Below are 10,595 nucleotides of genomic sequence, written 5' to 3'. Positions count from 1 at the left end.
GGTCAACGATGGGGTGGTTGCAATCGCGGCGCCTGCGCTACGGCGTAGGGGCGGCAGGTTTGACGTTTTTACTCTTGGCCCTTCTGCGGCTGGGGTTTGTGCTGGGCTTTTCCGGTGTCGATGTCAGCGCGTTCGCCGATAACCCGCAACTGCGTGAAACCCTCGGCATCGGCTTGCGCTTCGATCTGCGCCTTGCCGTGTTGCTGATGTTGCCGCTGGCGATATTGGCCTGGCTGCCGCGCTGGAACCTCACGCGAGTGCCGTTGCTGCGCCGTGTGGCGCGGGTCTATTGGTTGCTGGCGCTGGGCGTAGTTGGTCTGGTTTACATCATCGATTTCGGCCATTACGCCTACCTCGGCGTGCGCATCAACGCCACGGTGCTGCGTTATCTGGAAGATGCGCAGATCTCGCAGCAAATGGTCTGGGAAACCTATCCGGTAATGTCGATCGCCCTTGGTTGGCTGGCGGTGCTGTTGCTGTGGTTCTACGGATTTCTGCGCCTGGAACGCGCGACGCTGGCTCGTGAACCTCGGGCCATCCGCCGTACCTCGTTGATATTTGCCAGCAGCGTGGGCCTGGTGGCTGTGCTGTTGGCGTTGCTCGGTCGCGTGGAAAATCTCAACCTGGAAAACCCGGTGCCGTTGCGTTGGAGCGATGCGTTTTTCTCCGGCAATGCGCAGATTGCCGCCGTAGGCCTGAACCCGGTGCTGTTCCTCTACGACACGCTCAAGGCTGGACAGGCGCAGTTCGATGAAGCGCAGGTGCGCGAGCATTACCCGGTGATTGCGCGCTATCTGGGCGTGGCGCAACCGGATGCGCAGACGCTGAAGTTCGAGCGGCAACAAACGGTGCAACCCTATCGTGTCGCCGGAACGCCGAACGTGATGTTCGTCATGCTCGAATCGTTGGGCACCAGCGCGGTGGGCGCCTATGGCAACCCGCTGAACCCGACGCCGAATCTTGATCGACTGGCGACCGAGAGCTGGTTTTTCCGCCACTTCTACGTGCCTGTCACCGGTACTGCGAAAACCGTGTGGGCCAGCATCACCGGGGTGCCGGACGTTACCCGTCAGGAGACTGCCACCCGGCATCCGCTGATCACCCGCCAGCACACGCTGATCAACGCCTTCAGCGATTATCAGAAGCTCTACATGATCGGTGGCAATGCCGGATGGGCGAACATCAATGCGCTGATCCAGCAAAGTATCGAGGGCGTGAAGCTGTATCAGGAGAGCGACTGGCGTTCGCCGCTGGTGGATGTCTGGGGGATTTCCGATCTGGACTTGTTCAAGGAAAGCGACCGCATCCTGCGTGACTTGCCCAAGGACCGAGCGTTTTTCGCCTACGTGCAAACGTCGGGTAACCATCGGCCGTTCACCATTCCCAAAGACAACGACGGCTTCCAGATCAGTAATCTGTCGCTGGAGCAGGTGCAAGCCGCCGGTTCACGCAGCGTCGAGCAATACAATGCCGTGCGCCTGCTGGACTTCAACATTGGCAAGCTGATGGAACTGGCCAAGGCCGGCGGCTATTACGACAACACGATTTTCGTGTTCTTCGGCGACCACAACACCCGCATCAGCCAGATCCCGCACATGCCACCGGCCTTCGAACAACTGGGGCTGGAAAGCAACCATGTGCCCATGCTGATTCATGCGCCGGGCTTGCTTAAACCCAAGGTGATCGATGAAGCGGTGGGGCTAGTGGACCTGCTGCCGACCGTGGCGGGCATGGCCGGTATCCCGTTCAGCAACGGCGCGATGGGCCGCGACATTCAGCAGCCGGCGCCGGAAGGCGAGCGCGTGGTGCCGCTGGTGTTGCGCGAAGGTACGTTCCCGTTGATCGGCGGCGTGACCCAGCATCATCTGCTGCAAATGCAACACGACGGCAGCGCGCCGACCTTGCATGACCTGCGCTCAGCCACGCCGCGGGACAACGTCGCCGAGCAACACCCGCAGGAGTTTCAGCGCTTGCTGGAACTGACGCGGGGGTTGCATGAAAGTGCGCGGTTGATGCTGTATCGCAATGTGCGTTGAGCGCTGAACTGGCGAGACGTACAAGGCTGCGGTGGAAATACCTTTGCCAAGGGTGCGTCACTGATGATCCGGCGGGGTTGTTCAATGCCAGTCTGGAGGGCAATACGCGACGGGCGATTGATTTCCACGAGGGTGACCGGATTGATGAGAAAGCGTTGATTGCGCTGATTCGGGCGGCCGTGAAACTCAATATGGCGAAGAGGCCCTCACCCTAGCCCTCTCCCAGGGGGAGAGGGGACTGACCGGGGTGTTCATGCAAGTTACGCCGACTTGAAATACCGAGTTGAACGCAAGATTTGAAGAGCACAAAAATCGGCCCCTTTCCCCCTCTCCCGGACGGTGGGGGAACTGACTGGGGTGATCATGCAAGTTACGCCGACTTGAAATACCGAGTTGAACGCAAGATTTGAAGAGCACAAAAATCGGCCCCGTTCCCCCTCTCCCGGATGGTGGGGGGACTGACCGGGGTGTTCATGCAAGTTACACCGACTTGAAATACCGAGTTGAACGCAAGATTTGAAGAGCACAAAAACCGGCCCCTTTCCTCCTCTCCCGGACGGTGGGGGACCTGACCGGGGTGTTCATGCAAGTTACCGATGTGCAATTGCGCGTCGAACTCAGATCGTGAAAAGCACACAAATCGGCTCCCTTTCCCCCTCGCCCCCTTGGGGGAGAGGGCTGGGGTGAGGGGGTAGATCCCGCAGACTGTTGCGATCGCCTGCAAACCACTAATTACCATCGGCCACTTTGCGCTCTATCTCATCGATCTTGCGCTGTAGCGTCTCGGCGTCCTGTTCCTTCACGCGGGTGGATGAAGGCGTGATCACCTCGTCCACGGCTTCGGGGTCGTCGTCCCGGTCTTCAAGATCGCGCTCGACCACATTCACCGGTTCGCCGGAGGTGTCGGTGGGCGGGGCGTTCGGGGTTTTGCTGTCATCGCTAATCATGGTGCTGACCTCCAGTGATGTAAACATTGGAGGTGACGTTGCGGTGGGCGTTCGATATTTTTGCGAGACGCCGGGATGAGCGGTGCGCAGAACTTATACGCCACACGATGGCCCAAACCGATTCAATCCACGACTGTCCGGATACCTGACGCCATGTCCCCGAAAAGCCTCTTTGCAGCTGTGCTCGGTGTGTCTGTTTTGATGATCGGCGGGGCCAGCCACGCCGCCAGTTTCGACTGCGAGCGCGCCAAGGCCGCCGACGAAAAAGCGGTGTGTGCCCATCGCGCGCTTAACGATATGGACGTGAGCATGGCGCTGCTCTACAAGCTCGACCGGCGTTTTCTGCCCATGGGCGGGCGTGACGCTTTGATCGGGGAGCAGCACACCTGGCTGAAAAAGCGTAGCCAATGCGCGGCTGATGTGAAATGCCTGACGGATATCTACAAGCAGCGTATTCAGGTTCTACAGCAGATCATCGACACCCGTGTGGTCACTCAGGGGCCATTCTGAACTCGCTGACTCCCTTGTAAGAGCTGCCGCAGGCTGCGATCTATTGATCTTGATATTCAAAAAAAGATCAAAAGATCGCAGCCTTCGGCAGCTCCTGCACGGTAATCAGCGTCAGTCCTTGAGAATGTCGCGATCCTTGGTTTCCGGCAGGAAGAACGTGCCCAGTATCGCTGTCATCACCGCAATCACGATCGGATACCACAAGCCGTAATAGATATCCCCGGTCGCGGCGACCATGGCAAACGCCACCGTCGGCAGGAAGCCACCAAACCAGCCGTTACCGATGTGATACGGCAGCGACATCGAGGTATAGCGGATGCGGGTCGGGAACAGCTCGACCAGCCACGCGGCAATAGGGCCGTAAACCATGGTCACGTAGATCACCAGCACGGTCAGCAGGAGCAACACCATTGGGTAGTTGGTTTTCGCCGGGTCGGCTTTCTCCGGATAACCGGCTTCCTTGAGCGCGGTGCCGAGAGTCGCGGTGAACGCATCGTTGCGGGTCTTGAAGTCGGCGGCCGGCAGGGCGCTGCCTTCGAAACTCTCGACGACTTTATCGCCGATGCGCACTTGTGCGACGGTGCCCGGCTCGGCAATCACGTTCTCATACGGGATCGCCCGTTTTGCCAGCAGGGTCTTCGCCAGGTCGCAGGAACTGGTGAATTTGGCCTTCCCCACCGGGTCGAACTGGAACGAGCACTGATCCGGGTTGGCGATCACTTTGACCGGGTTCTTCTCCTGGGCGATAAACACATCAGGGTTACCGTACTGGGTTAGCGCGTGGAAGATCGGGAAGTACGTCAGCGCCGCCAGCATGCACCCGACCATGATGATCGGCTTGCGCCCGATGCGGTCGGAGAGGCTGCCGAAAATCACGAAGAACGGCGTGCCGATCAGCAGCGAACCGGCGATCAACAGGTTGGCGGTTTGCGGGTCGATCTTCAGCGTTTGCAGCAGGAAGAACAACGCGTAGAACTGCCCGGTGTACCAGACCACCGCTTGCCCGGCCGTGCCGCCAAGCAGCGACATGATCACCACTTTGAGGTTGTCCCAGCGCGCGAAGGATTCGGTCAGCGGCGCTTTCGACGCCTTGCCTTCGGCCTTCATTTTCTGGAACACCGGCGACTCGCTCAGTTGCAGGCGGATGTACACCGAAACGATCAGCAGCAGGATCGACAACAGAAACGGAATCCGCCAGCCCCAGGCTTCGAAGGCTTCAGTGCCCAGCGCCGTGCGGCAGGCGAGGATCACCAGCAGCGACAGAAACAGGCCGAGGGTCGCGGTGGTTTGAATCCACGAGGTGAAGAAGCCGCGTCTGTTGCGTGGCGCGTGCTCGGCCACGTAGGTCGCGGCGCCGCCATACTCGCCGCCGAGCGCCAGGCCTTGCAGCAAGCGCAGGGTGATCAGAATGACCGGTGCGGCGACGCCGATGGTCGCGTAGCCGGGCAACAGACCGACTATCGCGGTCGACACGCCCATGATCACGATGGTGATGAGAAACGTGTGTTTGCGCCCGATCATGTCGCCGAGCCGGCCAAACACAATCGCCCCGAACGGCCGCACGGCAAACCCGGCGGCGAAGGCGAGCAGGGCGAAGATAAACGCGGTGGTTTCGTTGACACCGGCAAAGAAATGCTTGGCGATGATCGCCGCCAGTGAACCGTAGAGATAAAAGTCGTACCACTCGAAAACCGTGCCAAGGGACGAAGCGAAGATGACCTTGCGCTCTTCCTTGGTGATGCCGCCGCTGCGCGGTGGACTGCCGGTGGACGTTGTGTAGGTTGTGGCCATGGGTGTTCTCCGTCGTGCTTATTGTTGTAGGCCGGAGTCCCCCGTTGTTGCTTGTCGTACTCTGGCCTTGTGGCAAATGCCGCCATTGCTCTCGCGTGAAACCTGCACAGTCTGACCGCCTCGCACGTTTGCAAGGTTTCTTTGAGCATAATCAGCTTCTGGCAGATATCCACTCGCCAGTCTCTATGATCGAGGCGGCTGAGATGTTTGCGGTGAAGATAGACGTCGTGATGGCACTGAGCTATCTTTCTCCTCACTTCTCCCCGGCCATGTGCCAATGACGAACACAGGATGTGAAGGATGAGCAAAGGATCGCTACTCAAAAGTCATCATGTTTCCTTGCACTAAGTGCGGTCTGTGCTGCAGAAATCTTGATAAATCACCCCTCTATGCCTCTTTGAACAGGGGAGATGGCGTGTGCGTCAATTTCGAAGTAAGCACTTATCTGTGCCGTATTTACGATAAGAGGCCGCTGATCTGCCGGATTGATGATTTTTACGATCAGCGACTGGCGGGGACGATGCGCCTTGAGGATTACTACGCTGCGAACGCTCACGCTTGTAAGGAAATGCAGCAGCAGAATTTGATTGTTGTCGCTAATTAATCGAGAGGGATCTGAAATGCCATTACCGTTTATTTTGTGGGGTGCAGCAGCTGCACTGGCGGCTACAGGCGTCGTGAAGGGGGTTCAGGCATCGGGCAACTTCGATAAAGCCAAGGAGATTGGCGAAGAGGCCGAAGCCCAATACAACAAGGCTTCCAAAAGCCTCGACAAGTCTCGCAAGGAGACTCAAGGCGAGCTGGAAGCGCTGGGTGAATTGAAGGTTCACACGTTCACCCACCAGATCAAATATCTGGTCGAAGCGATCAAGAAACAAAAGAACGCCAAAAGCACGCTGAAAGGGTTTAACGAAGACCTGACGATCGAAGAGCTCAAGGATTACGAAAAGCTCGTACTCAACTCTTTGGAAATTGAAAAGGGTCTTGCTTCCGGTATCGGCGGGGGCGCGTTGGCCGCGATCGGTGCCTACGGTTCGGTCGGTGCGCTGGCGAGCGCCTCCACCGGAGCTGCCATTTCCGGACTTTCAGGCGTCGCGGCCACCAATGCCACGCTGGCCTGGCTTGGCGGTGGGGCACTCAGTGCAGGCGGTTTTGGCATGGCTGGCGGTATGTTGGCGTTGGGTGGGATTGTGCTGGGCCCGGCGCTGGCCATCGGCGGTTTCATGATGGCCAGCAAAGCGGAAGAAGCACTGACCAAGGCACACCAGTATGAAGCGGAGGTTGCCACGGCAATTGCCAATATGGAGGTGGTCAAGACCACACTCAAAGGCGTTCGCTCCAATGCCAAGGAAATCACCAACACCATCAATGAGTTAGTCGTACGTTTCGAGCAGGTCAAAGTCGATAACGATAATGACCCCGTCGCATTCGAACAAATGCTGGCTTTGGGAGTGGGGCTCAAGAAGGTCCTGGATGTCGCGATCATTGCCGATGACGGCGGCGCAACTAAAGACATTAAACGCACACTTACCGGCATTCTGACCCTGGACTGAGACCATGAAAAATGAAATTGCAGGCCTGGTAGGAAAGCTCCCCGTCAATCCGGCTGATACCGCCGGCGAGTCTTTTAAAATGCTCGTGTCGGCTTGGTCCGAGTACAAGAAAATTTCCGAGGTTGAAGAAACCAAACGAACGGAAATCAACGCCTATAAAGAAACGCAGTTGGCCAGAATCGAAGGTCAACGCAAAGTGCTGGAGCAGTATCTCTCGGGGATGTTCAAGGAGAGGGCCACGACCATCAGCGGATTCTTTGAGGCGTTGGACAAAGGTATTGCCAGCGGCAACAGTGAGTTGATCAGTTCGTCGATTGGCGCAATTGTCAGTATCACCAAAGAATCTCCATTGGCAGGCGCACGGGAAATTATCGGGGCAATGTATAACCCCGAGGTGAAAACCATCGAGATCTGACTAAAGTCTCGTCGGGCCGGCGCCGAATGAGGCGCCGGTTACCACTGATACTCACGCATTCACCCCGCGTTGCCGGCTCCACGCACTCAACCAGTCGACCACAAACACCAGCACCAGCATCGCCAGAATCACCGTGCTGGCTTGCGCTTCCTGAAACAGGCTGAGGCTCACATAGAGCATCTGCCCCAATCCGCCAGCGCCGACAAAACCCAGCACGCTGGCCATGCGGATGTTGTTTTCCCAGCGGTACAGAACGTAGGCGAGCAGTTGCGGCGCAAGGTTCGGCAGGGTGCCGTAGCAGAAGGCCAGAATCGGGTTGCCGCCCTGCAAGCGAATGGCTTCGGCCGGTTGCGGTGGCGTGTTTTCCAAGGCTTCGGCGAACAAGCGACCGAGCACCCCGGTGGTGTGTAGGGCGAGGGCGAGGGTGCCGGCGTTCGGGCCGAGGCCGGCGGCGAGCACCATCAATGCCGCCCAGACCAGTTCCGGTATCGCCCGCAAGGCATTGAGCAGCAAGCGCGAGGCACTTTGCAGCGGCCAGCCGAAACGCCCGGCGGCGGGCAGGGCGAGAATGATGCCGAACACAGCGGCGAGCAGGGTGCCGAGGGCCGACATCGCCAGAGTTTCCATCGAACCATGCAAGATGGCTTTCAGGTAGTCCGCACTCAAGTCCGGGCTGAGAAAACGCTGCACATACGCGCCCATCTGCTTGAGGCTGGTGGCGCTGCCCACCTCGCCCAGATCCAGTCCCAGATAAGCGAAAGACGCGATGACAGCCAGCGCGATTCCGGCGATCAGCAGCAAGTTGATCAGCCGGTTCATGTCAGCCTCCAGCGCAGCAGGCGACTGAGTTGGTCGGCGGCCAATACCAGCACCAGGAAGCACAGCAGAATACTGGCGACTTCACCGCCGGCGAACATGCGGATCGACAGGTCGATCTGCTGACCCAGGCCGCCGGCGCCGACAAACCCCATCACCACTGACGCGCGGATCGCGCATTCCCAGCGATAGACCGTGTACGAGAGCAGTTCGGACCCGACGTTGGGCAACGTGCCGTAAGCAAACGCCGCCAGACGCCCGCTGCCAGCCTGCAACAGTGCGTGCGCCGGACGCTGATCGGTCGATTCAAAAATCTCCGCATAGACTTTGCCGAGCATGCCGCTGTAGGTGATGGCGATGGCCAGCACACCGGCCGCCGGCCCCAACCCTACGGCGCGCACAAACAGCAGCGCCCAGACAATTTCCGGCACGCTGCGCAGGAAAATCAACAGTCCGCGCACCGGCCAGCGCAACAGACGCCCCAGTCGGCTCGGCACGCCACCGCGTGACGCGGCAGACAGCGACAGCGCACGACTGGCGACCAGGCCCGCCGGTATCGCCAACACCAGCGCCAGAGCCATGCCGGCGGTGGCGATGGCCAGAGTTTGCAGGGTGGCTTTGAGCAGTAACTGCAGAAACGCTTCGTCGTGCGCCGGTGGCCAGAACTGCGCGACAAAACGGCCCATTTCATTCTGGCTGTCGGGGAGCAATACGCCCAGATTCAGCTCGCTGAGCTGAATGCCCGGCCACAGCAAAGCTATCGCCAGCAACGTCAGCAGCAGACGTGGCCATGCAGCGGGATCGCGTGAATCGGCTTTCAGCATCGTGGAATCTGCACAGTCAAAGGCGCCAACGCAGCGGTCGGCGATTGCAGCTTTTCGTTGGCGTACAGCGCGTCGAGCATCTCGGGGCTGACTTGAGCGGAGGCGCTGTCGAACAGAATCTGCCCGTCGCGCAGACCGATGATTCGCGGGAAGTGCGACAGCGCCAGATCCACCGCATGCAGGCTCGCCACCAGCGTGACGTTACGTTCGCGGGCATGTCGCGAGAGGATCGACAGCGTGTGCCCGGCCATGACCGGGTCCATGGCTGACACCGGTTCGTCGGCCAAGAGGATTTCCGGCGCCTGATATAACACGCGGGCGATGCCGACGCGTTGCAACTGGCCGCCAGATAATTGCTGGCAATGCGCGAATAATTTGTCGCCCAGGTCCAGTCGCGCCAACGCCGCGCGTGCACCGGCCACATCCAGCGGATGCAACAGGTTCAAAAGACTTTTACCCAGACTCCATTGGCCGAGCTTGCCGGCCAGCACCGCCGTCACCACGCGCTGACGCGGTGGCAGTGGCGGCGCCTGATGCACCAGGCCGATCCGCGCGCGCAGACGCTGACGCAGGCGGGCGGACAAGTGCCAGGCGCGTTCGCCCAGCACTTCAATCTCGCCACTGCTGGGCCGCAGTGCGGTGGCCAGCAGGTTGAGCAAACTCGATTTTCCGGCCCCGGACGGGCCAATGATGGCCACCTGTTCGCCGACGCCAATCTGCAAGTCGACACCGCGCAGGGCGTCGACTCCATTGGCGTGGCGCAGGTTGCCTTGTTTGAGGCGTAGGGTCATTTCAGTAGTTCGGCGGCGCGGGCGGCTTCCTCGATGCCCTTGTAGTTCTCGGGTTTAGTCTCGATGAAGCGGCTGGCGGCCTGCAGATCAAGAATCTTCTTCTGCTCAGGGTTGGCCGGGTTCAGATCAAGGAAGGCTTTTTTGATCTTCGCGGCCAGTGCTGGGTCGAGGGTGCCGCGCACAGTCCAGTTGTAATCGAAGTAGGTCGGGGTGGTAGCGAAGACTTTGACCTTGTTGGTGTCGACCTTGCCGGCGTCGACCAGTTTCTGCCAGACACTGGCGTTCAGCACACCGGCGTCAACCTTGCCAGCCTGCACCCAGGCCACGGTGGCGTCGTGGGCGCCGGAGTAGGCGACACGGCTGAAATAGCCCTCAGGCTTGATGTTGTCGTTTTTCAGCATGAAGTAACGCGGCATCAGGCTGCCGGAAGTCGACGACACCGAACCGAAAGCGAAGGTCTTGCCCTTCAAGTCGGCGAGGCTATGCACATTGGGGTCAGCGGTGATGAATTTGCTGGTGAACTGCGCATCCTGTTCGCGTTGTACCAACGGGATCACTGGCGTCGTTGCGTCGGTTTTCAAACGTGCCTGCACGAACGTGAAACCGCCGAGCCAGGCCATGTCGAGGCGATCGGTCGCGAGTGCTTCAACCACTGCCGGGTAGTCGGCCACCGGCACGAACTGCACCTTCATGCCCAGTTGCTGCTCCAGATAAGCACCCAGTGGTTCGAACTTGCGCAGCAACTCGGTCGGGGCTTCATCGGGAATCGCGCTGACGCGCAAAACGTCAGCGGCTTGCACCACCAAAGTAGAAAAGGACAGGGCCAGGCCGGCGGTCAGTGCCAGTGTTCGTTTGAGCATGGAATTCTCCGTTTCGTGAGCGTCAAAAAGTGTGAAGTGCTGAACCAGGGCG

At 59.4% G+C, this 10,595-nt stretch carries 11 protein-coding genes and 1 pseudogene; 6 read left to right on the top strand and 6 right to left on the bottom strand.

Features of this window, described 5'->3' with window-relative positions; all coding sequences use genetic code 11:
- Positions 1-8 precede the first annotated feature (8 nt).
- Both BMY54_RS13235 and BMY54_RS13230 read left to right on the top strand, forming a co-directional pair.
- A complete protein-coding gene (locus BMY54_RS13235) occupies positions 9-2,036 on the top strand; it encodes an LTA synthase family protein (RefSeq protein ID WP_093433157.1) in 2,028 nt (675 codons plus the stop codon).
- A gap of 7 nt (positions 2,037-2,043) precedes the next feature.
- Positions 2,044-2,251, top strand: a pseudogene (locus tag BMY54_RS13230) (DUF1801 domain-containing protein); the annotation flags it as partial.
- Positions 2,252-2,764: 513 nt separating this feature from the next.
- On the opposite strand, the gene BMY54_RS13225 reads toward BMY54_RS13230, so the two are convergent.
- The gene (locus BMY54_RS13225) at positions 2,765-2,983 is read right to left on the bottom strand and encodes a hypothetical protein (RefSeq protein WP_175559595.1); all 219 of its coding nucleotides are present in this window, start codon (positions 2,981-2,983) and stop codon (positions 2,765-2,767) included.
- A 153-nt stretch (positions 2,984-3,136) separates the two neighbouring features.
- On the opposite strand from BMY54_RS13225, the gene BMY54_RS13220 reads away from it, so the two are divergent.
- Positions 3,137-3,493, top strand: coding sequence for a lysozyme inhibitor LprI family protein (locus BMY54_RS13220; protein ID WP_093433155.1), 357 nt, complete (start codon positions 3,137-3,139; stop codon positions 3,491-3,493).
- 111 nt (positions 3,494-3,604) lie between these two features.
- Here BMY54_RS13220 and BMY54_RS13215 read toward each other — a convergent pair whose 3' ends face one another.
- Positions 3,605-5,284: an MFS transporter gene (locus BMY54_RS13215; protein WP_093433152.1), complete on the bottom strand. Its 1,680-nt coding sequence runs from the start codon at positions 5,282-5,284 to the stop codon at positions 3,605-3,607.
- 331 nt (positions 5,285-5,615) lie between these two features.
- Between BMY54_RS13215 and BMY54_RS31310 the strand changes: the two genes are divergently transcribed.
- Genes BMY54_RS31310 through BMY54_RS13200 form a run of 3 tightly spaced genes read left to right on the top strand, consistent with a single transcriptional unit; the run spans position 5,616 to position 7,252 of the window.
- Positions 5,616-5,888, top strand: coding sequence for a YkgJ family cysteine cluster protein (locus BMY54_RS31310; RefSeq protein ID WP_371914439.1), 273 nt, complete (start codon positions 5,616-5,618; stop codon positions 5,886-5,888).
- Between the two features lie 16 nt (positions 5,889-5,904).
- Complete coding sequence (locus BMY54_RS13205) at positions 5,905-6,837, top strand: hypothetical protein (RefSeq protein WP_093433150.1); 933 nt, start codon at positions 5,905-5,907, stop codon at positions 6,835-6,837.
- A gap of 4 nt (positions 6,838-6,841) precedes the next feature.
- Complete coding sequence (locus tag BMY54_RS13200; protein ID WP_007919113.1) at positions 6,842-7,252, top strand: hypothetical protein; 411 nt, start codon at positions 6,842-6,844, stop codon at positions 7,250-7,252.
- Positions 7,253-7,303: 51 nt separating this feature from the next.
- On the opposite strand, the gene phnE is transcribed toward BMY54_RS13200, so the two are convergent.
- The 4 genes from phnE to BMY54_RS13180 are packed head-to-tail and all read right to left on the bottom strand — an operon-like array spanning position 7,304 to position 10,543.
- A complete protein-coding gene (phnE, locus tag BMY54_RS13195) occupies positions 7,304-8,071 on the bottom strand; it encodes a phosphonate ABC transporter, permease protein PhnE (protein WP_093433147.1) in 768 nt (255 codons plus the stop codon).
- Positions 8,068-8,892, bottom strand: a complete 825-nt coding sequence (locus BMY54_RS13190; protein ID WP_093433144.1) for a PhnE/PtxC family ABC transporter permease — start codon at positions 8,890-8,892, stop codon at positions 8,068-8,070. The genes phnE and BMY54_RS13190 overlap by 4 nt, the downstream gene beginning before the upstream one ends.
- Positions 8,886-9,683 (bottom strand): phosphonate ABC transporter ATP-binding protein, encoded by a 798-nt coding sequence (locus tag BMY54_RS13185; protein WP_093433142.1) that lies wholly within the window; start codon positions 9,681-9,683, stop codon positions 8,886-8,888. Before BMY54_RS13185 ends, BMY54_RS13190 begins: the two co-directional genes overlap by 7 nt.
- Positions 9,680-10,543: a putative selenate ABC transporter substrate-binding protein gene (locus tag BMY54_RS13180; RefSeq protein WP_093433140.1), complete on the bottom strand. Its 864-nt coding sequence runs from the start codon at positions 10,541-10,543 to the stop codon at positions 9,680-9,682. Before BMY54_RS13180 ends, BMY54_RS13185 begins: the two co-directional genes overlap by 4 nt.
- Positions 10,544-10,595 lie beyond the last annotated feature (52 nt).

It is taken from the genome of Pseudomonas sp. ok266 (assembly GCF_900110195.1).
GTDB classification, from domain to species: Bacteria; Pseudomonadota; Gammaproteobacteria; order Pseudomonadales; family Pseudomonadaceae; genus Aquipseudomonas; species Aquipseudomonas neuropathica.
The sequence above is the reverse complement of the archived record's forward strand: the minus strand, read 5'-3'. Positions and strand labels throughout refer to the sequence as shown.